Source organism: Cupriavidus alkaliphilus (assembly GCF_900094595.1).
Taxonomy (GTDB): Bacteria; Pseudomonadota; Gammaproteobacteria; order Burkholderiales; family Burkholderiaceae; genus Cupriavidus; species Cupriavidus alkaliphilus.
Genome location: NZ_FMAD01000003.1, coordinates 292,094 through 316,404 on the forward strand (window position 1 = coordinate 292,094; position 24,311 = coordinate 316,404).

At 66.8% G+C, this 24,311-nt stretch carries 17 protein-coding genes and 2 pseudogenes; 2 read left to right on the forward strand and 17 right to left on the reverse strand.

Going from position 1 to position 24,311, the window contains the following annotated elements:
* Positions 1-60: 60 nt before the first annotated feature.
* The 6 genes from GA0116996_RS07990 to ugpB form a co-directional block, all read right to left on the reverse strand.
* The gene (locus GA0116996_RS07990) at positions 61-2,913 is read right to left on the reverse strand and encodes a 2-oxoglutarate dehydrogenase E1 component (protein ID WP_092309155.1); all 2,853 of its coding nucleotides are present in this window, start codon (positions 2,911-2,913) and stop codon (positions 61-63) included.
* A gap of 328 nt (positions 2,914-3,241) precedes the next feature.
* Positions 3,242-3,988 (reverse strand): glycerophosphodiester phosphodiesterase, encoded by a 747-nt coding sequence (gene ugpQ / locus GA0116996_RS07995; RefSeq protein ID WP_092309158.1) that lies wholly within the window; start codon positions 3,986-3,988, stop codon positions 3,242-3,244.
* A gap of 1 nt (position 3,989) precedes the next feature.
* Positions 3,990-5,090 (reverse strand): sn-glycerol-3-phosphate import ATP-binding protein UgpC, encoded by a 1,101-nt coding sequence (locus GA0116996_RS08000; protein WP_092309161.1) that lies wholly within the window; start codon positions 5,088-5,090, stop codon positions 3,990-3,992.
* A 10-nt stretch (positions 5,091-5,100) separates the two neighbouring features.
* Positions 5,101-5,949 carry a sn-glycerol-3-phosphate ABC transporter permease UgpE gene (ugpE, locus tag GA0116996_RS08005; RefSeq protein WP_092309164.1) on the reverse strand — a complete coding sequence of 283 codons (849 nt, stop codon included), beginning with the start codon at positions 5,947-5,949 and terminating at the stop codon, positions 5,101-5,103.
* A gap of 11 nt (positions 5,950-5,960) precedes the next feature.
* On the reverse strand, positions 5,961-6,842 hold the full coding sequence (gene ugpA / locus GA0116996_RS08010; protein WP_062800547.1) for a sn-glycerol-3-phosphate ABC transporter permease UgpA: 882 nt from the start codon (positions 6,840-6,842) through the stop codon (positions 5,961-5,963).
* Between the two features lie 160 nt (positions 6,843-7,002).
* Positions 7,003-8,319: a sn-glycerol-3-phosphate ABC transporter substrate-binding protein UgpB gene (ugpB, locus tag GA0116996_RS08015; protein WP_092309167.1), complete on the reverse strand. Its 1,317-nt coding sequence runs from the start codon at positions 8,317-8,319 to the stop codon at positions 7,003-7,005.
* Between the two features lie 194 nt (positions 8,320-8,513).
* Between ugpB and GA0116996_RS08020 the strand changes: the two genes are divergently transcribed.
* Positions 8,514-9,305 (forward strand): HAD-IIB family hydrolase, encoded by a 792-nt coding sequence (locus GA0116996_RS08020; protein WP_092309170.1) that lies wholly within the window; start codon positions 8,514-8,516, stop codon positions 9,303-9,305.
* A 112-nt stretch (positions 9,306-9,417) separates the two neighbouring features.
* Here the strand turns inward: GA0116996_RS08020 and GA0116996_RS28645 are convergent.
* The 5 genes and pseudogenes from GA0116996_RS28645 to GA0116996_RS08040 all read right to left on the reverse strand — a co-directional run.
* A pseudogene (locus GA0116996_RS28645) lies at positions 9,418-9,678 on the reverse strand (helix-turn-helix domain-containing protein); the annotation flags it as partial.
* Between the two features lie 161 nt (positions 9,679-9,839).
* Positions 9,840-10,977: pseudogene (gene ntrC, locus GA0116996_RS08025) on the reverse strand (nitrogen regulation protein NR(I)); the annotation flags it as partial.
* Between the two features lie 85 nt (positions 10,978-11,062).
* A complete protein-coding gene (glnL, locus tag GA0116996_RS08030) occupies positions 11,063-12,241 on the reverse strand; it encodes a nitrogen regulation protein NR(II) (protein ID WP_092309176.1) in 1,179 nt (392 codons plus the stop codon).
* Positions 12,242-12,245: 4 nt separating this feature from the next.
* On the reverse strand, positions 12,246-12,779 hold the full coding sequence (locus tag GA0116996_RS08035) for a DUF4124 domain-containing protein (protein WP_167355482.1): 534 nt from the start codon (positions 12,777-12,779) through the stop codon (positions 12,246-12,248).
* A 200-nt stretch (positions 12,780-12,979) separates the two neighbouring features.
* A complete protein-coding gene (locus GA0116996_RS08040) occupies positions 12,980-14,395 on the reverse strand; it encodes a 3-hydroxylaminophenol mutase (protein ID WP_092309182.1) in 1,416 nt (471 codons plus the stop codon).
* A 483-nt stretch (positions 14,396-14,878) separates the two neighbouring features.
* Here GA0116996_RS08040 and GA0116996_RS08045 point away from each other — a divergent pair, with 483 nt between their 5' ends.
* The gene (locus GA0116996_RS08045; protein ID WP_092309185.1) at positions 14,879-15,343 is read left to right on the forward strand and encodes a rhodanese-like domain-containing protein; all 465 of its coding nucleotides are present in this window, start codon (positions 14,879-14,881) and stop codon (positions 15,341-15,343) included.
* 66 nt (positions 15,344-15,409) lie between these two features.
* On the opposite strand, the gene GA0116996_RS08050 is transcribed toward GA0116996_RS08045, so the two are convergent.
* The 6 genes from GA0116996_RS08050 to hrpA all read right to left on the reverse strand — a co-directional run bounded on the left by GA0116996_RS08050 (position 15,410) and on the right by hrpA (position 24,309).
* Complete coding sequence (locus GA0116996_RS08050; RefSeq protein WP_092309188.1) at positions 15,410-16,234, reverse strand: competence/damage-inducible protein A; 825 nt, start codon at positions 16,232-16,234, stop codon at positions 15,410-15,412.
* Between the two features lie 12 nt (positions 16,235-16,246).
* Positions 16,247-17,134, reverse strand: coding sequence for an EI24 domain-containing protein (locus tag GA0116996_RS08055; protein WP_092309191.1), 888 nt, complete (start codon positions 17,132-17,134; stop codon positions 16,247-16,249).
* Between the two features lie 149 nt (positions 17,135-17,283).
* Positions 17,284-18,258: a sterol desaturase family protein gene (locus GA0116996_RS08060; protein WP_092309194.1), complete on the reverse strand. Its 975-nt coding sequence runs from the start codon at positions 18,256-18,258 to the stop codon at positions 17,284-17,286.
* Positions 18,258-19,106, reverse strand: a complete 849-nt coding sequence (locus GA0116996_RS08065) for a polysaccharide deacetylase family protein (RefSeq protein WP_092309197.1) — start codon at positions 19,104-19,106, stop codon at positions 18,258-18,260. The genes GA0116996_RS08060 and GA0116996_RS08065 overlap by 1 nt, the downstream gene beginning before the upstream one ends.
* Before the next feature lie 24 nt (positions 19,107-19,130).
* Positions 19,131-20,117, reverse strand: a complete 987-nt coding sequence (locus GA0116996_RS08070; RefSeq protein ID WP_092309200.1) for a YVTN family beta-propeller repeat protein — start codon at positions 20,115-20,117, stop codon at positions 19,131-19,133.
* Between the two features lie 142 nt (positions 20,118-20,259).
* On the reverse strand, positions 20,260-24,309 hold the full coding sequence (gene hrpA / locus GA0116996_RS08075) for an ATP-dependent RNA helicase HrpA (RefSeq protein WP_092309203.1): 4,050 nt from the start codon (positions 24,307-24,309) through the stop codon (positions 20,260-20,262).
* Positions 24,310-24,311 lie beyond the last annotated feature (2 nt).

The window sequence follows — 24,311 nt, forward strand, 5'->3', positions numbered from 1 at the left end:
TTGTCTTGATGCTGGCGAGGCCACGGGGCGCCTGCGCGCGCCGCCGTGGCTGCCGACTGATTACTTGGTCAGAACAAAGCCCTTGAGCTTGGCGAAGGCCGCGTCCAGCAGTGCCTTCTGTTGCTCGTTGTGCTTTGCGTAGTAGCCCACCGCCGGCGAAGCCGAGGCGGGGCGACCGGCATAACCGAGCTTCTGGCCGTCCGTCATGTTTTCCATGATGTAGTGCTGGACGAAGAACCAGGCGCCCTGGTTCTGCGGCTCGTCCTGGCACCACAGGATTTCGTTGGCGTTCGGGTACTTCTTCAGTTCCGCGGCCAGCGCCTTGTGCGGGAACGGGTACAACTGCTCCAGGCGGATGATGGCGGTGTCGTTGGCCTCGCGTTCCTTGCGCGTGTTGACCAGGTCGTAGTAGACCTTGCCCGAGCACATGATGACGCGCTTGACCTTGCCGGCGTTCAGTTCTTCGTGGTCGCCGATAACGGTCTCGAAGTGGCCCTTGGCCAGGTCGGACAGCGGCGACACCGCGTCCTTGTTACGCAGCAGCGACTTCGGCGTCATGATCACCAGCGGCTTGCGGAACAGGCGGATCATCTGGCGGCGCAGCAGGTGGAAGATCTGTGCCGGCGTGGTCGGCTGGCAGACCTGCATGTTGTGGTCCGCGCACAGCTGCAGGAAACGCTCGATACGGGCCGAGCTGTGTTCCGGACCCTGGCCTTCGTAGCCGTGCGGCAGCATCAGGGTCAGGCCCGAGGCACGGCCCCACTTCACTTCACCCGACGAGATGAACTGGTCGATCACCACCTGGGCGCCGTTGACGAAGTCGCCGAACTGGGCTTCCCAGATCACCAGCGCGTTCGGTTCGGCGGCCGAGTAGCCGTATTCGAAGCCGAGCACGGCCTCTTCGGACAGCACCGAGTCGATCACCGTGAACGGCGCCTGGTTTTCCGACACGTTCTGCAGCGGCACGTAGCTGCCGGCATCCCAGCGCTCGCGGTTCTGGTCGTGCAGCACGGCGTGGCGGTGGGTGAAGGTGCCGCGGCCGGCGTCCTGGCCGGTGATACGTACCGGATAGCCCGACGACACCAGCGAGGCGAAGGCCAGGTGCTCACCCATGCCCCAGTCCAGCGGCTGGTCGCCGCGGCCCATGTTGGCGCGGTCCTTGACGACCTTCTCGACCAGCGGGTGCAGCTTCAGGTGTTCGGGGATGGCGGTGATGCGTTCGGCCAGGCGCTTGAGCTCGGTCACCGGCACGGCGGTGTCGGCGGCGTCGGTCCACTTGCGGTTCAGGAACGGCATCCAGTCGACCGCGAACTTGTTCTTGAAGTTCGACAGCACCGGATCGGCGGTGTGCTTGCCGGCGTCCATCGCGGCGCGGTATTCCTTGACCTTCTCGTCGCCGAAGTCGGCCGGGACCAGGTTCTGCGCGGCCAGCTTGTCGGCGTACAGCTTGCGCGTGCCGGGGTGCTGGGCGATCTTCTTGTACATCAGCGGCTGCGTGACCGCGGGCGTGTCCTGCTCGTTGTGGCCCAGCTTGCGGAAGCAGATGATGTCGACCACGACATCCTTCTTGAACTCCATGCGGAAATCCACGGCCAGCTGCATGGCGTACACCACGGCTTCGGGATCGTCGCCGTTCACGTGCAGCACCGGGGCCTCGATCATCTTGACCACGTCCGTGCAGTACAGCGTCGAGCGTGCGTCGCGCGGGTCGGAGGTGGTGAAGCCGATCTGGTTGTTGATGACGATGTGCATCGAGCCGCCCGTGCCGTAGCCGCGGGTCTGCGCGAGGTTCAGCGTCTCCATCACCACGCCCTGGCCGGCAAAGGCGGCGTCGCCGTGCACCTGCACCGGCAGCACTTCCTTGTGGCCGACTTCGCCGCGGCGTTCCTGGCGGGCCTTGGCCGAGCCTTCGACCACCGGGTTGACGATTTCGAGGTGCGACGGGTTGAACGCCAGCGACAGGTGGACCGGACCGCCTTCGGTCGAGACATCGCTCGAGAAGCCCTTGTGGTACTTGACGTCACCGGCCGGCAGGTCGTCGACGTGCTTGCCTTCGAACTCGGCGAACAGGTCGGCGGGCATTTTGCCCAGGGTGTTGACCAGCACGTTCAGGCGGCCGCGGTGGGCCATGCCGATCACGATTTCCTGCACGCCCTTGCTGCCGGCGTGCTGGATCAGTTCGTCCATGGCAGCAATGAAGCTCTCGCCGCCTTCCAGCGAGAAGCGCTTCTGGCCGACATACTTGGTGTGCAGGAAGCGCTCGAGGCCTTCGGCCGCGGTCAGGCGGTCAAGGATGTGCTTCTTCTTTTCCAGCGTGAACACCGGCTTGGAACGCGTGGTTTCCAGGCGCTCCTGCCACCAGCGCTTCTGCGCCTGGTCGCTCACGTACATGAATTCGAAGCCGATGGTGCCGCAGTACGTTTCGCGCAGGTTGTTGAGCAGCTCGCGCAGGCTCATCGACTCCTTGCCGAAGTAGGTATTGCTGGCGTTGAAGACGATATCGAGATCGGCTTCGGAAAAACCGTAGAAGGCCGGGTCCAGATCCGGCAGGGGCGGACGCTCCTGGCGCTTGAGCGGGTCCAGGTCGGCCCAGTGCGAACCGATGTTGCGGTAGGCGGCGATCAGCTGCGTGGCAGCGACGCGCTTGCGGCCCATGTCGGAATCGGCCGACGCAACGATGGTGCGGATGGGGCCTTGCTTGGCGCGCTCGGCGAACGAGGCAACGATGGGAGCGTGGGCGATATCCCGGCCGTTCGAGCCGTCGACGGCGGGAACGTTCTGCATGGCGTCGAAATACGCGCGCCAATTGTCGGGAACCGAGGCGGGGTTCTGGAGGTAGGCTTCGTACAGTTCTTCGACATAGGGGGCGTTACCGCCGAAGAGGTACGAATTGCTCTGATACTGCTGCATCATGGGACGCTCACTTTTCTCCGGGTCTGCCGGAGTTCAGCGGGTTATTCAACCTTCCGCGACACGGCTTGACCGGTTAGCGGATCGCAAACAACTCTTGGGAGCCAGGGGAGGCACTTACGCAAACGGCACCACCAGGGTGCCGCATGTGATGGCCGCCTCACAAGGCCCGAAAGGGCAAGTTGTGCGGGGAAGGACCTTAAGTCTTCACGGCGGTAAGGATAGCACGGATTGCGTTTGATCAATGTGGACTTTTCGCGATACGAAACACAACCGCGCGACAATTCCAACCGTGTTCAGCGAATTCGCAACAGCCTCACAACAATCCGGATCAGGGGGCGATCTGGTCGACGGCGTCGGTAATCACCCCATCGAGCCCCCATTCCAGCAATTGCGCCGCCCGCGCCGGATCGTTGACGGTGTACGCCAGCACGCGCAGGCCGGCCGCATGTGCGGCGGCAATCACGCCGGCATCCAACTCGCGATGGTTGGCATCGAGCGCGACGCAGCCGAGCCGGCGCACCCGCTCCAGCCAGTCACCCGGTAGTTTGTCCAGCAGCAACGCGCGCGGCAGGCCGGGCGCGACACGCGCCGCGGTGGCAAGCGCTTCTTCCGAAAACGAGGACAGCAGCGGCGGCACCTCGGCGCCGGCCCACAGCGACTGGGCATCGAGGGCCACGGCGGCGCCGGTGCGCGCCTCGGTGCCCGGCACCGGCTTGATCTCGATATTGACCTGGAAGCCGTTGGCGCGGGTGTAGCGCGCGATCGCCGCCAGCGTCGGCACCGGCTCGCCGGCGAAGGCCGGGCCGTGCCAGCCGCCGGCATCGAGCAGCGCAAGTTCGCCCAGCGTCAGCGTGTCCACCCTGCCCTGGCCGCTGGTGGTGCGGTCCAGGGTGGCATCGTGCATCAGCACCGGCTTGCCGTCGGCCGACAGCTTCACGTCGAACTCGAACATGCGGTAGCCAAAGCCGGCGCCGTGGCGGAACGCCGCCAGTGTGTTCTCCGGCGCCAGCTTGCCGGCGCCGCGGTGCGCAATGTGGCTGGGATAGCGCCAGGGGTGGTCGGTTGCCGTGGTCATGTCAGGCCTCGATGCGCTTGCCGGTGTCCGGCGCAAAGAAATGCAGGTGCTCGGCCGACGAGGTCACCGGCAGGCGGTCGCCGGCGCGCACGCGCGCATGGCTGTCCAGCCGCACCACCACGGCCTGCCCGCCGAGCGAGCCATAGGCGAAGGAATCCGCGCCCAGCGCCTCGACCACGCGCACATCGACCTCGGCGATCGCCTCATGCGCGGCGCACGGCTCGATATGCTCGGGGCGCAGCCCCAGCAGCGCCTGTTCCGGCAGGTGCAGCCCCATCGGCAGGTGGCCGAGCGTGGCATTGGCGGCTTCGCCCTCCTTCGCCACCACGCGCATCTGCGCGCCAGTGTCGCCGCCGGCATTGCGCACCACCGGGATCAGGTTCATCGGCGGCGAGCCGATAAAGCCGGCCACGAAGGTGCTGGCCGGGCGTGCATAGACTTCCAGCGGCGTACCGATTTGCTCGACCCGCCCGGCGTTGAGCACCATCATGCGGTCGGCCAGCGTCATGGCCTCGACCTGGTCGTGCGTCACATAGAGGCTGGTGGTGCCCAGGCGCCGGTGCAGCTCCTTCAGTTCCAGCCGCATCTGCACCCGCAGCTTGGCGTCGAGGTTGGACAGCGGCTCGTCGAACAGGAACACCGCCGGCTCGCGCACGATGGCGCGGCCCATGGCGACGCGCTGGCGCTGCCCGCCGGAGAGCTGGCGCGGCTTGCGCTCGAGCAGCGGCGCCAGCTCGAGAATGCCGGCGGCGTGGTTGACCCGCTGCGCGATCTCGGCCTTGCCCATGCCGCGGATTTTCAGGCCGTAGGCCATGTTGTCGTACACGCTCATATGCGGGTAGAGCGCGTAGTTCTGGAACACCATGGCGATATCGCGCTCGGCCGGCTCCAGCTGGTTGACCACCTTGTCGCCGATATGGATCTCGCCGCCGGTGATGGTTTCCAGCCCGGCCACCATGCGCAGCAGCGTGGACTTGCCGCAGCCCGAGGGCCCGACGATGACGATGAACTCGCCGTCGCGGATCTCCATGTCGATGCCATGCACGACCTGGGCGCCGCCGGCGTAGGTCTTCTGAACGTTGCGTAGTGACAGTTTTGCCATTGTGTTCCGCTTATTTCTCGGTTTCTACCAGGCCCTTGACGAACCACTTCTGCATCAGCACCACCACCACCGCGGGCGGGATCATCGCCAGCATCACCGTGGCCATCACCAGGTTCCAGTCGGTGGCGGCGTCGCCCGAGCGCGAGATCATTTGCGTCACGCCCACCACCACCGGCGTCATCGACTTCTGCGTGGTGATCAGCAGCGGCCACAGGTACTGATTCCAGCCGTAGATGAACTGGATCACGAACAGCGCGGCGATGCTGGTACGCGACAGCGGCAGCACCACGTCCCAGAAAAAGCGCAGCGGCCCGGCGCCGTCGATGCGCGCCGCTTCCGCGAGTTCATCGGGAATCGTCAGGAAGAACTGGCGGAACAGGAAGGTCGCGGTCGCCGACGCGATGATTGGAATGGTCAGCCCGAAGTAGCTGTCGAGCAGCCCGAGGTCCGACACCACCTTGTAGGTCGGCAGGATCCGCACCTCCACCGGCAGCATCAGGGTAATGAAGATCAGCCAGAAGAAGGTCTTGCGCAGCGGGAACTTGAAATAGACGATGGCAAAGGCCGAGATGATCGAGATCGCGATCTTGCCCAGCGCGATGCCCAGCGCCATGATCAGGCTGTTCTTCATCATGGTCGAGACCGGCGAGGCGGCCTCGCCCACGCCCTGGAACAGCACGGTGCGATAGTTGTCGATCAGGTGGCTGCCGGGGATCAGCGTCATCGGCGCGTCGAGCACTTCTTCGGCGGTCAGCGTCGACGCGACGAAGGTCAGGTACACCGGGAACACCACGATGACGATGCCGAGGATCAGCACCGCGTGGGTCAGGAAATCGAGGAAAGGACGACGTTCTACCATGGTTGCCTCTGTCAGTACTGGACCTTGCGTTCCACATAACGGAACTGCACCACGGTCAGAGCGATCACGATCACCATCAGCACCACCGACTGCGCGGCCGAGCCGCCGATGTCCATGCCGCGGAAGCCGTCATGGAAGACCTTATAGACCAGCGTGTTGGTCGAGTTGAACGGCCCCCCATGCGTGACCGCGTCGATGATGGCAAACGTGTCGAAGAACGCGTACACCACGTTGATCACCATCAGGAAGAAGGTGGTCGGCGACAGCAGCGGGAACACGATCGACCAGAACCGGCGCCACGGGCCCGCGCCGTCGATGGCGGCGGCCTCGATCAGCGAGCGCGGAATGCTTTGCAGCCCGGCCAGGAAGAACAGGAAGTTGTAGCTGATCTGCTTCCAGGCCGCGGCCAGCACCACCAGCAGCAAGGCCTGGTTGCCATTGAGCAGGAAGTTCCATTCGACGCCGAGCTTGCGCAGCGCAAATGACACCACCCCGAGGGTCGGGTTGAACATGAACATCCACAGCACGCCCGCCACCGCCGGCGCCACCGCGTACGGCCAGATCAGCAGGGTCTTGTAGCCCACCGCGCCGCGGATCACGCGGTCGGCAAAATAGGCCAGCGCCAGTGCGGTGGTCAGCCCCACCACCGTGACGCCCACGGCAAAGATGGCGGTGACCTGGAACGACTCGACATAGAGCGGGTCGTTCCACAGCATGCGGAAGTTGTCCAGGCCGACGAACTCCAGGTTGATGCCGAAGGCATCCTGCTGCAGCATCGACTGGTACAGGGCCTGCCCGGCGGGCAGGAAAAAGAAGATCAGCGTGATCGCGATCTGCGGCAACACCAGCAGATACGGCAGCCACGGCGAGCGGAACACGACGCGTTTTTCCATGAACGGATTCCGGCGGATGCCGCGGATGGCGGCATCGGACAAGGTAAGGATCAGGTACGAAGCGGCGGCCGGCACCGATCGGTGCCGGCCACAAAGCAAGCGGGCGGAGGTTTCGCCGCCGCCCGCCTGTCACGTCAGCCTGCTGGCAAGGCCCTGCGCCTTATTCGCGCGCGGTCTTCTGGAAGCGCTCCAGCAAGTCGTTGCCGCGTGCCACGGCCGAGTCCAGCGCCGCCTTGGGCTCCTTCTTGCCGGCCCAGACGGCCTCCAGCTCTTCGTCGACCACGGTGCGGATCTGCACCATATTGCCCAGGCGCACGCCGCGCGACTTGTCGGTGGTCTTGACCACCATCTGCTGCACCGAGACGTCGGCGCCGGGGTTCTTGTCGTAGTAGCCCGATTTCTTGGTGGCCTCGTAGGCGGCCATGGTCACCGGCAGGTAGCCGGTGGCCTGGTGCCAGTCAGACTGGATCTCCGGGCGCGACAGGTAATTGAAGAACTTGGCGACGCCCTTGTACTCTTCAGGCTTCTTGCCGCCCATCACCCACAGCGAGGCACCGCCGATGATGGTGTTCTGCGGCGCACCCTGCACGTCCGGGTAGTACGGCAGCTGCGCCACCGCGAACGCGAACTTGGCGTTCTTGCGGATATTGGCCAGCGACGCCGACGAGCCGGTGAACATGGCGCATTCGCCGTTGTAGAACTTGGCCTGCGACTCGGCCTTGCGCCCGCCATAGCTGAAGTAGCCCTTCTTCACCATGTCCTGCAGGTTGGTGACGTGCTTGACGTGCAGCGGGCTGTTGAAGATCAGGCGCGTATCGGTGCCGCCGAAGCCGTTGTTCTTGGTGGCGTACAGCGTGTTGTGCCAGGCCGAGAAGCTCTCGAGGTGGACCCAGCCCTGCCAGTCGGTGGTATAGGCGCAGTTGGTGCCCGAGGCCTTGAGCTTGGCCGAGTACTGCATCACCTCGGGCCAGGTCTTGGGCGGCTTTTCCGGATCCAGGCCCGCCTTCTTGAAGGCGTCCTTGTTGTAGTAGAACACCGTGGTCGAGCTGTTGAACGGGAACGACAGCATCTCGCCCTTGGACGAGGTGTAGTAGCCCGCCACGGCCGGGATGTAGGCCTTCTGGTCGAACTTCTCGCCGGCGTCCTTCATCACCGTCGACACCGGCTTGATCGCACCCTTGGCGCTCATCATGGTGGCGGTGCCGACCTCGAACACCTGCAGGATCGCCGGCGCGCCGCCGGCGCGGAAGGCGGCGATGCCCGCCGCCATGGTTTCGTCGTAATTGCCCTTGTTGACCGGCACCACCTTGTATTCGGACTGGCTGGCGTTGAACTTGTTGGCGATCTCGTTCACCTTGTCGTTCAGCGCGCCCTGCATGGCGTGCCACCACTGGATTTCAACGGCGGCGTGCGCGCTGCCGGCCCCGGTCAGGGCGGCCAGCGCGGCGAGTTTGAGCACGGTACGGGATACGGACATCGAGGCTCTCCTTGGCTTGTCTTGTTGCGGTCAGTCGAAAATCCGACAGCATGTGATTTTTTTGTGACAGCGGCATGTTACGCCGGTCGCACCTGCGCAAGCAAATCAGCAGATTCACCAGTATGGCCGTGCCGCGGCGTTTTGCAGTGCAATAAACGAATTTGGCCGCAGATCCACGGTTACAATGGCCCGCCATGCAATCCCTGAACAAGCTCTCTAATACGGCGCTGCGCAACGTGCGCGGCGTGCTGACCGATATCGACGGCACCCTGACCACCGACGGCCGGCTGCCGGCCTCGACCTACCTGGCCCTGGACGGCCTGCGCCGGGCCGGCCTGCATGTGATCCCGGTAACCGGGCGCTGCATCGCGTGGGCCGAGATCCTGACGCGGCTATGGCCGGTCGATGCCATCATCGGCGAGAACGGCGCGTTCTATTCGCACCTGCACAACGGCCGGCTGCAGACCCGCTTCCTCGACGATGCAGCCACGCGCGCACGCAACCTCGAGCGCATCCAAGCGTTGGGGCAGCGCATCGTGCGCGAGGTGCCCGGCTGCGCGCTGGCTTCCGACCAGGCCTGGCATGCCGCCGACCTGGCCATCGACCACGCCGAGGACGTGGTGCCACTGCCGGAGGACGCCGTGGCGCGCATTGCGGAGCTGATGCGCGAGGCCGGCATGACCGCCACCGTCAGCTCTATCCATGTCAACGGCTGGTTCGGCCAGCATGACAAGCTGTCGATGAGCAAGCTGTGCGTGGCCGAGCTGCTGGGCGAGGACGTGGACGCGCGGCGCGACCAGTGGCTGTTTATCGGGGATTCGGCCAACGATGCGTCGATGTTTGCGCATTTCCCGCTGTCGGTGGGCGTGGCCAATGTGCGCGATATCCTGCCGCAGCTGCCGGTGCCGCCGGCTTACATCACCGCGGCCGCGGGCGGCGAGGGTTTTGCGGAGATGGCGCAGCGGCTGATCGAAGCGCGCGGCTAGTGCCGCGGCATGTGCAAAGGGAAGATTTGTCCCCTCTCCCGCCGGCGGGAGAGGGAGAGAGAGGGGCAGCAAACAACGGGAGTCGGCCAGGGCCGTAGTGCCCTGCCCCGCTTCAGTCGAAGCCCAGCTCCTGCAGCTTGCGCGTGATGGTGTTGCGCCCGATCCCCAGCCGGGTCGCGGCTTCGACGCGGCGGCCGCGGGTGACGCCCAGCGCGGCTTCCAGCACCGCCTTTTCGAACCGGCGCGTCAGCAGGTCCATCACTTCGGGCTGGCCGGCTTCCAGCATGGCGCGCGCCTCGCCAGCGAGCAGGGTTTCCCATCCGGCGGCCGCCGCTGACTGCTGCGGGGCCTGGGCCACCGCTGCGGCCGGCGCGGCCCGGACCACCGTGGCCGTATCGGCCTCGGCCACCGGCACCGCAAACCCGCCATAGTCGGCCAGTTCCTGGGCGCCTTCATACTCGGCCACGCGCAGGTCGGGCGCGCGCTCCGGGCGCGGCGCATTGACCGGCTCGCTGGTGCCCGCCTCCAGCATCTCGCGCGGCAGGTCCTTGACCTCGATGGTCTGCGCCGGCGCCATCACGGTGAGCCAGTTGCACAGGTTTTCCAGCTGGCGCACGTTACCCGGGAATGGCAGCGTGCTGACGTAGGCCAGCGCCTCGTCCGACATGCGCTTGGGCTCGACGCCAAGCTCCTTGGCACTCTTCTGCAGGAAATGGCGCGCCAGCAGCGTGATGTCCTCCGGCCGCTCGCGCAGCGGCGGCAGGCGCAGCCGGATCACGTTCAGGCGGTGGAACAAGTCCTCGCGGAACAGCCCTTCCTTGACGCGCAGTTCCAGGTTCTGGTGTGTGGCGGCAATCACGCGCACGTTGGCGCGCAACGGATTGTGGCCGCCGACGCGATAGAAGTTGCCGTCGGACAGCACGCGCAGCAGCCGGGTCTGCAGGTCGAACGGCATGTCGCCGATTTCATCGAGAAACAGCGTGCCGCCCTCGGCCTGCTCGAAGCGCCCGCGCCGCATGGTCTGGGCACCGGTAAAGGCGCCACGCTCGTGGCCGAACAGTTCGGACTCCAGCAGGTCCTTGGGTATCGCGGCGGTATTGAGCGCGATAAACGGGCCGTTGGCGCGCGGGCTGTGCTTGTGCAGCGCGCGCGCGACCAGCTCCTTGCCGGTGCCGGACTCGCCGGTGATCATCACCGTGACGTTCGACTGCGACAGCCGGCCGATGGCGCGAAAGACGTCCTGCATCGCCGGCGCCTGGCCGAGGATCTCGGGCGCGTCGACCAGGCGGTCGTCCATTTCTTCCTCGCGCAGGCTTTCTTCCAGCGCGCGGCGGATCAGCTCGACCGCCTTGTCGACATCGAAGGGCTTGGCCAGGTATTCGAAGGCTCCGCCCTGGAACGCCGCCACCGCGCTGTCGAGGTCGGAGTACGCCGTCATCACGATGACCGGCAGGCCCGGATGCCGCGCCTTGATCGCCTGCAACAGGTCGAGGCCGGAACCGCCGGGCATGCGGATATCCGATATCAGCACCTGCGGCTGGTCTTCCTCCAGCGCGGCCAGCGCGTCCCGCACATTGGTGAAGCTGCGCGAGAGCAGGCTTTCACGGGCGAGGGCCTTTTCCAGGACCCAGCGGATTGATTGATCGTCGTCGACTATCCAGATCGGCTTCATGTGCGTCGCTTGTCTGCTCGGTGTCAGTTGGTCTTCCGCATGCCCTGGCCACGTCGGTGCACGCGCTTGCGGACGCCGGCAAAGGCTAGTGCAGCGGCAGCAGGATACGGAAGTCGGTACAGCCCGGCCTGCTCTCGCATTCGATCAAGCCCTCGTGCTGCTGCACGAAGGTTTGAGCGAGTGTGAGACCCAGTCCGCTGCCGCCATCCCTGCCCGATACCAGCGGATAGAAAATGCGTTCGCGGATGTCTTCGGGGATTCCCGGGCCGTTGTCGATCACATGCAAGTCCAATGCCAGCTTGAACAGGCGCTTGGCAATGGTGACCTGGCGCGCGATGCGCGTGCGCAGCACGATCTGCGCGTCGCCGCGCGCGATGCGCTCGGCCAGCGCCTGCGCGGCGTTATGGACGATGTTGAGCACGGCCTGGATCAGCTGCTCCATGTCGCCCCGCAATTCGGGCAGGCTGGCATCGTAGTCGCGCACGATCTCGAGCCCGTTGGGAAACTCGGCCAGCACCACCGAGCGCACGCGCTCGAGCACCTCGTGGATATTCAGGCTCGATACGATATGCGGGTGCCGGTGCGGCTCAAGCAGCCGGTCGACCAGCGTCTGCAGCCGGTCCGACTCCTTGATGATGACCTGGGTGTATTCGCGCAGCGAGCGTTCGGGCAGCTCGAATTCCAGCAGCTGCGCCGCGCCGCGGATGCCGCCCAGCGGATTCTTGATCTCGTGGGCGAGGTTGCGGATCAGCTCCTTGTTGGCCGAGGTCAGGTCCAGGATGCGCTCTTCGCGGTCGCTGCGCACCTTCTGCTCGTTGGGCAGGATCTCGACCACCACGGTGTCGCCGACCGCCTCGAGCGCGGCGATCACCACGTGCACATGGATCGGTTCCTGCAGCGGCGGATGCAGGATCAGGTCCTGCCGGCGCACGTCGAACTGCCGCGTGACCACGGTGTCGAGCATGCTGTGCAGTTCATCCGATTTGCCGAACAGGTCGGGCAGCGTCAGCTCGACCATGCCCTTGCGCGACACGCCGAAGGTGGCCTCGGCGGCCGCATTCGCGTAGACCACGCGCAGCCCGGGCTGGCGTACCAGCAGCACCGGGTTGGCGACCACGTCCAGGCCGGCATGAAACGCCGCCGCGCCGATGCTGAGCACGCGCGCGCCGGTTTCGGACGGTGCCGGGTCCGCCGCGGGCGGCTCGGCCCGCGCGCCGTCGGCATTGCCGGCCTTGCGTGAGACTCCGCGAATCAGGCGACGCATAAGACTAGTCCTTCAGGTTGCCGAGCTCGCGCCGCAGCGACGCCGCGTTGGCCTCGCTGCGGGCAATGTCGTCGCGCAGCGCCGCGGTGCGGTCGAGGTATTTCTGGTAGTTGCGCTCATTGCCCTGGCGCTCCGGCTGGCCGTTGTTGTATTCGGCGCGCAGCCCCTGCAGCTTGGCCTCCTCGGCCTGCAACTCCTGGGTCAGCACGGTGCGGCGCTCGCTGTCGCGGCTGCGCTGGGTGGCGCTGTCCACGCGCGGGAAACCGGTGCTGGCGGCGGTGGTGGCGCTGCTGCCGGCACTCTTGGCCGGTGCGGCAATGCGCCCGCCCGGCACGGTCACGACTTCGGGCAGGTTCAGCTTCTTGCAGCCCTTGCCGGCATTGCCGTTGCGGTACTCCGGCACGCCGTTGGGCCCGGTGCAGACATAGACATCCGAGGACTGCGCCAGCGACGGCCCGGCCCACGCGCCCAGTACCAGCGCCGCGGCGCTCACCAGAACGGGGAATTGGCGTCGGATTTGGTGCACGGAACGGGGCATGGCATGAGTCCGGCGGACCGTGCGGGAAAAGGCATCCATGGCGTGGCGTCAGGTTAGAACGGGGGTGGATCGGGACAGAATCGGATTCCCCATTCTAGCGAGCAAAGCAAAAAGGGACAGCCGAAGCCGCCCCCTTGTGGTGCAACTGTTGCCCGGTCACAACCTGCGTGATGGCCGGAGAAGGGCCGGGCAAGGGCCGCTTACAGCGAGTAGTACATTTCGAACTCGACCGGGTGCGTGGTCATGCGGAAACGCGTGACTTCTTCCATCTTCAGTTCGATGTAGGCATCGATCATCGAGTTCGAGAACACGCCGCCGCGGGTCAGGAACTCGCGGTCGTTGTCCAGGTACTCCAGCGACTGGTCCAGGCTCGAGCAGACGGTCGGGATCTTTGCATCCTCTTCCGGCGGCAGGTCGTACAGGTTCTTGTCGGCGGCTTCGCCCGGGTGGATCTTGTTCATCACGCCGTCCAGGCCGGCCATCAGCAGCGCCGAGAAGCCCAGGTACGGGTTCATCAGCGGATCCGGGAAGCGGGTCTCGATGCGACGGCCCTTCGGGTTGGCCACATACGGGATACGGATCGAAGCCGACCGGTTGCGGGCCGAGTAGGCCAGCTTGACCGGAGCCTCGAAGCCCGGCACCAGGCGCTTGTACGAGTTCGTGCCCGGGTTGGTGATGGCGTTCAGCGCGCGGGCGTGCTTGATGATGCCGCCGATGTAGTACAGCGCGAATTCCGACAGGCCGGCGTAGCCGTTGCCAGCGAACAGGTTCTGGCCGTCCTTCCACACCGACTGGTGCACGTGCATGCCGGAACCGTTGTCGCCAACGATGGGCTTCGGCATGAAGGTCGCGGTCTTGCCGTAGGTGTGGGCGACGTTCTGGATCACGTACTTCTGCAGCTGGGTCCAGTCGGCGCGCTGCACCAGCGTGCTGAACTTGGTGCCGATTTCGTTCTGACCCTGGCCAGCCACTTCGTGGTGGTGGACTTCAACGGGGATGCCCAGCGATTCCAGGATCAGGCACATCTCCGAACGCATGTCCTGGAAGGTGTCGATCGGAGCAACCGGGAAGTAGCCGCCCTTCTTGCCCGGACGGTGGCCGCTGTTGCCGTGCTCGAATTCCTTGGCCGACGACCACGGAGCTTCTTCGGAGTGAATCTTCACGAAGCAGCCTTGCATGTCGACGTTCCAGGTCACGCCGTCGAAGATGAAGAATTCGGGTTCCGGACCGAAGAAGGCGGTGTCGCCCAGGCCGGTGCTCTTCAGGTAGGCTTCGGCGCGCTTGGCGATCGAACGCGGGTCGCGGTCATAGCCCTTGCCATCCGACGGCTCGATCACGTCGCACGACAGCACCAGCGTCGGCTCTTCATAGAACGGGTCGATGTGAGCCGTGTTCGAATCCGGCATCAGCAGCATGTCCGAAGCTTCGATACCCTTCCAGCCGGCGATCGACGAGCCGTCGAAAGCGTGGCCGCTTTCGAACTTGTCTTCATCGAAGTGCGACACGGGCACGGACACGTGTTGCTCCTTGCCTTTGGTATCGGTGAAGCGGAAATCGACGAACTTGACGTCGTTTTCCTTCACCAGCTTCATCACGTCTGCAACGCTGTGGGCCATGCCAATCTCCTGGGTATTCGGCAAATGTCTGTGAAAGCCAATTCTTGGGACTGTCGCCAGCGGCGCCGCTGCATCGTTGCCGCGCCTGACTGGCCTCGCCGCGAAAGGACGACGGATGTTAGCAGAAAGCGTGCCAACCAAACGTCCCACGCGGCGCCGGGCCCGAAAATTGTGCAACTCCGGCGAATCGCGCACCATGCTGGCCGGCAACGAAAACACCGTCCAGCGGGCGGGGGGACCATGTGGCGCTCACGCGACACGGGCAACCAAGATTGCCAGCGTCATGGAACACCATCATGGTGCAAACTTCAAGCGACAGCACCGTCTTAGTGCATTCGCACCAAAATCGATCCACTTTCGCCCTGCGGCGGCGCTTCCCGGGCCCTCCCGGCCAGCGCAGCCACCGCCCCGCAACCGCGGCGCTATAGAATAACGGGTTGCGGCCCTTGCGCCACGATTCCACCCATTCAATTTGTCACGCCGATGACCACCCGAGACGATCTCCTCCAGGCCGCCCGCCAGCGCCAGGAACAAAACCAGTTGCCGTACTTCGGCGCGCTGTCGCCGCAGGAAGCCTATGCCCTGCTGCAGAACGACCCTTCCGCCGTGCTGGTGGACGTGCGCACGCAGGCCGAGCTGGACTGGGTCGGCGGCGTCGACGTGCCCGACGCGCAATTTGCCCATGTCGAATGGATGTCCTACCCGGGCGGCGCGCAGAACGCGCGCTTTATCGAGGAACTGCGCGCACGCGTGCCGTCCGACGTGCCGGTGCTGTTCCTGTGCCGCAGCGCGGCGCGCTCCAAGCATGCGGCGCGGGTGGCCACCGAGGCCGGCTACCACTTCGCCATGGACGTGCTCGAAGGTTTCGAGGGCAACCGCGACGATCACCACCACCGCAAGACCGTCGAGGGCTGGTGCGTGCGCGGCCTGCCCTGGCATGGCGCCTGATTGCGCCCGGACCTGATGAAAAGGGGCAGCCAAGGCTGCCCCTTCTTTTTTGGCCTGCCGCAACGACTAGACCGGTGACGCCTGCCGCGGCGGCTGCTCCACGGTCTCGTACCCCATCGCCTGCACGCCTTCCAGCAGCATCTCATAGGCCGGGGCCACCAGCTCGGCCGGGCCCTTGACGCCCAGATCGATATGGCGGCGCGCGAAGCGGTCGCCGCGCTGCACGTCGCCGACCGACGGCAGGCTGAACACGCGGATGCCCGGATGCGCGGCCTCGACCTTCTCCATCAGCGGCGTCAGCGTCGACTCCGGCGCCTCGAACACGTAGAAGGCCCGCTCCTGCTGCGACACCTGGTGGAACAGGTGCGCATAGTCGTGGTCCAGCACCCACTCCATCATCGGCCACGCCATCACCGGAAAGCCGGGCATGAAGTGATGGTGGCCGACCGAGAAGCCGGGGATGCGATTGTAGCTGTTGGGGATGATGCGCGCGCCCTCGGGGAACTCGCCCATCTTGAAGCGGTGCTGGTTCTCCGGCAGGGTCAGGTCGCCCTTGGCGGGGTCGCCGCCGGCGGTCTCGGCGATGCGCAGCGCAATCAGTTCGCGCGCCTCGGGATGCAGCACCAGCGGCACGCCCAGCGCCGCGGCCGCGCACTGGCGCGTGTGGTCGTCGGGGGTGGCGCCGATGCCGCCGGTGCAGAACACCACGTCGGGGCCGGCCAGCGTGCGCCGCAGCGTGGCGGTGATGCGGGCGCGGTCGTCGCCGACATACTCGGCCCAGTCCAGCGCCAGGCCGCGCGAGCCCAGCAGTTCGATGGTGCGGCGCAGGTGCTTGTCTTCGCGCCGCCCCGACAGAATCTCGTCGCCAATGACGATCAGGCCGAAACCCATATTGCCCTCGCTTCAGGAGTTTTCGATGCGGCGCACTTCGTGCGGCGCCAGGTCGATGACGTCGCCGCCCGACGACGGCGCGGCCGGCGGCTGGGCCGGCACGGCTACGCGCTCGGCCCGCAGCTGCGCCAGCGCGCGCAGGCAGAAATGGCCGAACCACAGCGCCGAGAAAATGAAGATCAGCACATAGAGCCACAGCGTGCCGGCCAGCACGAACGGGAACAGGAAGATCACCGCCGCCGACGACACCCACAGTATCGTCGGCGCCGAGCCTAGCAGCCCTACCGCCACGCCGATCACCAGCAGCGGCGTGCGGTGGCGGCGGACCAGGGTCTTGCGCTCTTCGGCGCTGGCGTGGTCGGCGAGCGCGTCATACGTCATCACGCGGTAGGTCAGCCAGCCCCACAGCACCGGCGGAATCAGCGCAAAGAACGGCGGGATCAGCCACAGCGGCAGCGTCACCAGCACCAGCGACAGGAACACCAGGGTACTGCCGAGCGAATGGAACACGCTGCCCAGCACGCTGCCGCCATGGGCCTTGGCCAGGTCCGGGTAGTTGCGCTCCAGGTGGCGCACCACCGCCGGCACCGAGAACACGCCGATAAACATCAGCATCGACGCGATCACCAGCGGGATCGCCAGCGCCGCCACGAACAACGGCGCCACCACGGAGCGCAACGATTGCAGCCCGAACCAGTCGAGCGCGCTGTAGATCCAGCTGGTCAGCACCGAGGTTTCCAGGAAGCTGCGCGTGGCGCCCATGATGGGGTCCCAGCCCCACCAGAGCAGCCCGCCCCACAGCAGCGTGGCCAGGACGAAAGGCAGCACGGTCAGCATCAGCATGCGCGGATGCAGCTGGCTGACCAGCGCGCGGCCAAACGAGCGGAAGATATCGTTCATGCAGTCGAAGGCAAAACAGGAAAGTCGCGGGGAACCGGCCACGTCAGCAGAGTGACGTGCCGGCGGCAACCCGGAACACTAGCATACGCCGCTTGCCGCCATGGCGCGGCGGCGTCCGCCGCGGCTGGAGGATGGCCTCGAATGCGCCGTCAGCGCAGCCGCAGCAGCCGCTTGACGCCGTACCACTGGTGGGCCAGGAAGCCCGTGCCGTAGTCGTGGCCCTTGCCCACCGGCGGCGGCAGCTGGTCGCGGATGCCGGTGGGGTGGTAGGTCTCGGTGAAGACCGCGGTGCCGAACAGCATGTCCCACCAGGGGAAGATCACGCCGTAGTTGCAGCCGCCCAGCTTTGCCGGGGCACCGTCGGCTTCATGGCCGATGCCGACCGCGTGGTGGGTGCGGTGGAAGCGCGGCGAAATCAGCAGCCGCTCGCCGATGGTGCCGAAGTGCAGCCGCAGGTTGGCATGCTGCAGGCTCTGCAGCAGCTGCGACAGCGCCACCAGCAGCACATACTGCGACGGCTCCACGCCCACGCCCAGCGCCACCAGCGCAAACACCAGGTCGCGCAGCATGTCGTCGAGCAGGTGGTTGCGGTTGTCGCTCCACAGCGTCATCTGGCGCTGGCTGTGGTGCACCGCATGCAGGTGCCACCACCAGCGGAACGAGTGCGACAGCCGGTGGTACCAGTAATCGAGCAGGTCGAACAGCAGCAGGTAGACAAAGAAGCTGACCAGCGGCACCGAGGTCACGCCCGGCCACCAGTCTTCCACGTTGATGCGGTGCCACCCCATCAGCCGCAGGTGGCCTTCCAGCGCGTCGGTCAGCGGCGCCAGCAGGAAGAACATCGCCAGCCGGAACAGGCCGAGGCGGTGGATCACGGTGTAGAGGACGTCGGTGCGGATGGCGGCCCGGTCGGCCACGGCCTCGACCGGACGCCATTTCTCCAGCGGCCCGAGGATCAGCGCCATCACCGCGATCTGCACCAGTCCGACCAGCAGCCATTCCGTGCCGGTGAAGGCTTCCTCGGCATAGCGCCCGAAGCCCAGGTCATAGACCACGGGCAGCACCACGTCCTGGAACAGCGTGCCCTCGATCTGGCCGATCCAGCCGTTAAGCGTGTCCCACATCAGCGTGCACCCTCCTGTTGTCCGATGGGCCGCGCGATCCAGTCGCGATAGGTCGGGTGTTCGCGCAGCGTCGCGAAGCAGAAGCCCTTGCGTTCCAGACCGGTAAGCAGCGGCTCGAGCACCGCCGGCGCCCAGGGATCCTGCCGCGACCAGATGCCGAGGTGCGCCATGGCGATGTCGCCGTCGCGCAGGCCGGCCAGCGCGCGCTGCAGCAGCACGGCATTGGGATAGCGCTCCGACGACAGCTCATCGCCCAGGAAGCCGGCCGGCGCCCAGCCGACATGCCGGTAGCCGCATTGCTCGGCCCACTGCAGCGTCTGCGGCGCGGTGCGGCCGCCCGGGGCGCGCCACAGCGGCACCATGTCGGCACCGGTCATGCCGCGCAGGGCCTCGGCGCTGCGCCGCAATTCCTTGCAGAAGCCGGCCTGGTCCATGGCCACGTCCTGGCCCGCCCGCGCGCCGAACTGCGGCCGCATGGTCACCTGGCCGGCGCGCACGCTGCGCAGGTAGACATGGTCGAAGGTATGCGTGCCGAAGGCGTGGCCGTCGGCCACCAGCGACTTCCAGTAAGGGGCCCACGACGGGTCGAGCGAACTATCCTTGCGCACCGTCGGCTCGTTGGCCAGGAAGAAGGTGGCGCGGATATGGTGGCGGCGCAGGGTGGCGGCGATCAGCTGCGCCTGGCTCATGCTGCCGGTGTCGAAGGTCAGGTAGAGCGTACCGGCCGGACACGCCTTGGCGGCCGGCGCGGCGGCCGCGTGCTGGGCCAGCGGCAGGCCGCACGCCAGCACCAGCGCGGCCAGCCGCTTGTTGATCGTCGCCGAGCGCAATGCCCTGATCCGTGCCATGGTCCCTGCCCTGCCCGCCTTGCGTCAGTACAGCGGCGCGCGCGTGCGGAAATAGATGCCGTGCGGCGAGCGCCCGACCCGCACGGTCTTGACCAGCTTGCGGCTGGCCACGTCGACCAGCCCGACCGAGCGCGCCCAGCGGAACGTCACCCACAGGGTCTTGCCGTCGGCGGTCAGTTCCATGTCGTCCGGGCCCGGCGGCAGGCCGGTGATGTCGCCGACCTTGCTCAGCGTCTGCTGGTCGATGATGCTGATGCTGCCGGTGACGCGGTTGCTGAGGAACAGGTGGCGCCGGTCGCCGACGGCGCGGAAGTTGTGCGCGCCCTTGCCGGTCTGGATCTGCTTGACCACGGTGCGGGTGCGCCAGTCGATCACGGCCACGTAGTCGGCCCCCGTCATGCCGACCAGCAGGAATTTCTGGTCGGGCGTGACCCAGATCCCCGCCGGCGCCGAACCGGTTTCCATGCGCCACATCACGTTCTGCGTGACCAGGTCGATGGCGGCCACTTCGTTGGAATCCTGCAGCGTGATGAAGGCAATGCGGCTGTCGGCGGTGAACGCGATATGGCTGGGGGTCTTGGCCAGGGGATATTGCTTGGCCAGCTTCAGCGCCTTGCCGTCCCAGCGGTACACGTCGACGCGGTCGAGCCGGTTGCCGGTGGCGACAAACCACTTCTGGTCCGGCGAGAAGCCGATCTGGTACGGGTCGTCGATATTGGGCACGCGCTGCTGCACCTTGCCCGTGACCGGGTCGAGGAAGACCAAGTCGTTGCCGACCGCATTGGCGACGATCAGCGATTTGTCGTCGGGCGTGGCGATTAGGTGGTGGGGCTCCTTGCCGATCGGGAAGGTCTCGAGCACCTTCTGCGTGTCCTTGTCGATCAGCGTGACGGTGGCATCACCCGAATTGAGGATCACCACCACCTCCGCCCGAGCCGGTACCGCCATCAGGCCCAGCGCGAACGCGCCCACCGTGATCCCACCAGCCACCCACCGCCGCAATGCGAACATAAGACCCGCTACCAGAAGAACTGAATCGGCGATTCTAACGTTTGGCCGGCTAATTCCGCTGACGTCGCGGCTGGCGGCGGACAAGTATTTGGCAGATTGTTGCGCCGGCACGACCATTTGCCGCCATGCCGGCGCGCGGCCCTCAGCGCTGCATCGATTCCCACACCTTCTGCAGGCGCTTGACCGACATCGGCACCGGCGTGCGCAGCTCCTGGGCGAACAGCGCGATGCGCAGTTCTTCCAGCATCCAGCGGAATTCGTCCAGCCGCGCATCCTCCCCGCCGCGGCCCTGGGTGCGCAACTGCTTCTCGGCCCGCTGCCACTGCTGCACCAGCGGCGCCATCTCCTGCATGCGCTGGCTGTCGCGGGCCGGATCACCCTTGAGCTTGTCGACCCGCATGGCGATGCCCTTCAGGTAGCGCGGGAAATGGACCAGTTGCGTGTACGGGGTTTCGTCGATAAAGCGCTTGCCCATCAGCCGGCCGAGCTGGGCCTCCATGTCCGCATGGGCGCCGGGGAACGGCTTGGCCTGCAGCAGCTTGCGCGGCAGCCCGGCGTACTCGGCCAGGATGACGCCCGCCAGCCGGGCGATTTCCTGCGCCAGCAGTGACAGCCGGGTACGGCCTTCGTCCTTGCGGGCGCTGAACTCGGCGTCGTTGCGCGGCAGCGGCGCCTGCATGCAGGCGCGCTCCAGCGCCAGCATCACGATCTGCTCGCGCAGCATCTCCTGCGTGCCCAGGGTCATGTACTGCATCGCCATCTGCTGCAGCCCGGGGATGTTCTTCTCGATGAACTTGACCTGCTCGCGCAGCTGCAGCGCGAACAGCCGGCGCAGCCCCAGATGGTGGATGCGGGCGGCTTCCTGCGGGTCGTCGAAGACTTCGACGTCGCAATGGGTGCCGCGGTCGACCAGCGCCGGATAGCCGAACAGGGTCTGGCTGCCCTTGCGGATCTCGAGCAGCTCCGGCAGCTCGCCGAAGCTCCAGCCGGTCAGGCCCTCGTACTTGCCGGGTTCGGCCGCGGCCAGCGCCGGCGCCTGTTCCGGTGCCTGCCCCGGGGGCTGGGTGGCGGCGGCCTGGGCCGCGGCCTGCGCGGCCACGCGCTGGAACGACTGCTGGGCCTGCCCGCCCAACTCGGCGCGCAACTGGGCCAGGTTGCGGCCCATATCGAGCTGGCGCCCGTGCTCGTCGATCACCTTGAAGTTCATCGCGTGGTGCGCGGGCAGCGTTTCGAGCTTGAAGTCGGCACGCCGGACCATGGTGCCGGTCTGCTCGCGGATATCGGCGATCAGCACGTCCAGCAGCTCGCCTTCGCCAAACGGCTGGCGCGCAATGAAGCCGGCGGCATAGTCCGGCAGCGGCACGCAGTGGCGGCGCAGCTTCTGCGGCAGCGACTTGAGCAGCAGGTGCACCTTCTCCTTGATCATGCCTGGCACCAGCCAGTCGGCACGCTCGGGACGGACCTGGTTGAGCGCGTACAGCGGCACGGTCAGGGTCACGCCGTCGCGGTGGCTGCCTGGCTCGAAATGGTAAGTCAGGCCCATGTCCACGCCGGCCACGGCCATGGTCTTGGGAAACAGGTCGGTGGTGATGCCGGCGGCCTCGTGCCGCATCAGCTCGTCGCGATTCAGGTACAGCAGCTTGCGGTCTTGCGCGCTTTCGGTCTGGTACCACTGCTCGAACGCGACCTGCTGGCAAATGTCGGCCGGGATCGCGCGGTCGTAGAAGGCGTAGATCAGCTCATCGTCGACCAGCACGTCCTGGCGCCGCGACTTGTGCTCCAGGTTCTCGATCTCGCGCACCAGGCGCTGGTTGTGCGCGTAGAACGGCAGGCGCGTGTCGAACTCGCCCTCGACCAGCGCGCGGCGGATAAACAGTTCGCGCGCCTCGCGCGGGTTCATCGGGCCGTAGTGCACGCGGCGGTGCTGGTACACCACCAGCCCGTACAGCGTGGCGCGCTCCAGCGCCAGCACCTGGCCGGCCTTCTTCTCCCAGTGCGGATCGCTCCAGCTGACCTTGAGCAGGTGGCGGCCCACTTGCTCCAGCCATTCGGGCTCGATGCGCGCCAGCGTGCGCGCGAACAGCCGGCTGGTCTCGACCAGCTCGGCCGCGACCACCCAGCGCCCGACCTTGCGCGCGATCAGCGAGCCCGGCCACAGGTGGAACTTGATGCCGCGCGCCCCAAGGTACTCGCGGCCCTTGCCGTCGCCGTCCTCGATGCGGCAGCCGACGTTGCCAAGCAGGCCGGTCAGCAGCGCCTTGTGCACCTGCTCGTAGGTCGGCTCGCTGTCGTTCAGGCGCCAGCCCTGCTCGGTCACCGTGGTCAGCAGCTGGGAATGCACATCGCGCCATTCGCGCAACCGCAGGTGCGACAGGAAGTGCGCGCGGCACTGGTCCTGCAGCTGTCGGTTGGACTTCTTGTGCGCGACCGCGTCCTCGAACCACTTCCACAGCCTGACCCAGCCGAGGAACTCGGACTTCTCGTCCATGAACTTGCGGTGGGCCTGGTCGGCGGCCTCCTGCGCTTCCTGTGGACGGTCGCGCGGGTCCTGCACCGACAGCGCGCTGGCGATGACCAGCACCTCGCGCAGGCACTGGTGCTCGCGCGCGGCCAGGATCATGCGCGCCACGCGCGGGTCGAGCGGCAGCTTGGCCAGCTGGCGGCCGATGCCGGTCAGCTGGTTGGCGTCGTCGACCGCGCCCAGCTCCTGCAGCAACTGGTAGCCGTCGGCGACCGCGCGGCCCAGCGGCGGCTCGATGAACGGGAACGACTCGATGTCGGTCAGCCGCAGCGCCTTCATGCGCAGGATCACCGCGGCCAGCGACGAGCGCAGGATTTCCGGGTCGGTAAAGCGCGGCCGGCCGGTGAAATCCGATTCCTCGTACAGCCGGATGCAAATCCCGTTGGCGACCCGGCCGCAGCGGCCGGCGCGCTGGTTGGCGGCGGCCTGCGAGATCGCCTCGACCTGCAGCTGCTCGACCTTGTTGCGGTACGAATAGCGCTTGACGCGCGCCAGCCCGGTATCGACCACGTAGCGGATGCCCGGCACCGTCAGCGAGGTTTCGGCGACGTTGGTCGCCAGCACGATGCGCCGCGCATTCGACGGCTTGAACACCCGCTCCTGCTCCTGCACCGACAGCCGCGCGAACAGCGGCAGGATTTCGGTATGCGGCGGGTGGTGCTTGCGCAGCGCCTCGGCGGCTTCGCGGATCTCGCGCTCGCCGGGCAGGAACACCAGCACGTCGCCGGGGCCGGCGCGGCACAGCTCGTCGACGGCATCGACGATGCCGTCGTACAGGTCGCGCTCGCGCGCCTGCGGGCTGCGCGGCGCGCCGGCGGCGGGCGCGTCGTCGGCGATCGGGCGGTAGCGCACCTCCACCGGGTACAGCCGGCCGCTGACCTCGATCACCGGCGCCGGCTTGTCCCCCGTGGCGAAATGCTGGGCAAAGCGCTGCGCGTCGATGGTGGCCGAGGTGATGATCACCTTCAGGTCCGGCCGCTTCGGCAGGATCTGGCGCAGGTAGCCGATCAGGAAGTCGATGTTGAGGCTGCGCTCGTGCGCCTCGTCGATGATCAGCGTGTCGTAGGCGCGCAGCAGCGGGTCGTTCTGGGTTTCGGCGAGCAGGATGCCGTCGGTCATCAGCTTGACCGACGCGCCCGACGACATGGTGTCGTTGAACCGCACCTGGTAGCCCACGTGCTCGCCCAGCGGCGTGCCCAGCTCCTGCGCGATCCGCTTGGCGGTCGAGGTAGCGGCGATGCGGCGCGGCTGGGTGTGGCCGATCAGCCCCCCGCTCATTTGCCCCGGACCGCGCCCGATCGACAGGCAGATCTTGGGCAGCTGCGTGGTCTTGCCGGAACCGGTCTCGCCGGAAACGATCACCACCTGGTTGGCCAGCAGCGCCGCGGCGATCTCGTCGCGGCGCGCGGATACCGGCAGCGCTTCGGGGAACGTGATCGGCGGCAGCGGGTTGACCTGGCGCGGGGGCCGCGGCGGGCGAGCGCCGCGAGGCTGGCGCTGGCCGCCCTCGGCGGCGGGCCGCGCGCCGGCCGGCCTTGCCGGGCCGGCCTGCTGCGGCCGGGCCGGGCCGGGCGCCGGGCGGGACTGGGTAGGGGAAGCAGGCTGGCCGGCACCGGCGCGCTGGCGCGGCGACGCCGGTGGTTTGGGCTTGACGGGGCGTTGTTCTGACATTG

Coding starts and splice junctions, on each gene's coding strand:
- ugpB (WP_092309167.1), bottom strand. CDS start 8,319: ATGTCCGTATCCCGTACCGTGCTCAAACTCGCCGCGCTGGCCGCCCTG.
- GA0116996_RS08050 (WP_092309188.1), bottom strand. CDS start 16,234: ATGGGTTTCGGCCTGATCGTCATTGGCGACGAGATTCTGTCGGGGCGG.
- GA0116996_RS08000 (WP_092309161.1), bottom strand. CDS start 5,090: ATGGCAAAACTGTCACTACGCAACGTTCAGAAGACCTACGCCGGCGGC.
- ugpA (WP_062800547.1), bottom strand. CDS start 6,842: ATGGAAAAACGCGTCGTGTTCCGCTCGCCGTGGCTGCCGTATCTGCTG.
- GA0116996_RS08035 (WP_167355482.1), bottom strand. CDS start 12,779: ATGCCCCGTTCCGTGCACCAAATCCGACGCCAATTCCCCGTTCTGGTG.
- hrpA (WP_092309203.1), bottom strand. CDS start 24,309: ATGTCAGAACAACGCCCCGTCAAGCCCAAACCACCGGCGTCGCCGCGC.
- GA0116996_RS08065 (WP_092309197.1), bottom strand. CDS start 19,106: ATGGCACGGATCAGGGCATTGCGCTCGGCGACGATCAACAAGCGGCTG.
- GA0116996_RS08020 (WP_092309170.1), top strand. CDS start 8,514: ATGCAATCCCTGAACAAGCTCTCTAATACGGCGCTGCGCAACGTGCGC.
- GA0116996_RS08070 (WP_092309200.1), bottom strand. CDS start 20,117: ATGTTCGCATTGCGGCGGTGGGTGGCTGGTGGGATCACGGTGGGCGCG.
- ugpE (WP_092309164.1), bottom strand. CDS start 5,949: ATGGTAGAACGTCGTCCTTTCCTCGATTTCCTGACCCACGCGGTGCTG.
- GA0116996_RS08045 (WP_092309185.1), top strand. CDS start 14,879: ATGACCACCCGAGACGATCTCCTCCAGGCCGCCCGCCAGCGCCAGGAA.
- glnL (WP_092309176.1), bottom strand. CDS start 12,241: ATGCGTCGCCTGATTCGCGGAGTCTCACGCAAGGCCGGCAATGCCGAC.
- GA0116996_RS08055 (WP_092309191.1), bottom strand. CDS start 17,134: ATGAACGATATCTTCCGCTCGTTTGGCCGCGCGCTGGTCAGCCAGCTG.
- GA0116996_RS08040 (WP_092309182.1), bottom strand. CDS start 14,395: ATGGCCCACAGCGTTGCAGACGTGATGAAGCTGGTGAAGGAAAACGAC.
- ugpQ (WP_092309158.1), bottom strand. CDS start 3,988: ATGACCACGGCAACCGACCACCCCTGGCGCTATCCCAGCCACATTGCG.
- GA0116996_RS07990 (WP_092309155.1), bottom strand. CDS start 2,913: ATGATGCAGCAGTATCAGAGCAATTCGTACCTCTTCGGCGGTAACGCC.
- GA0116996_RS08060 (WP_092309194.1), bottom strand. CDS start 18,258: ATGTGGGACACGCTTAACGGCTGGATCGGCCAGATCGAGGGCACGCTG.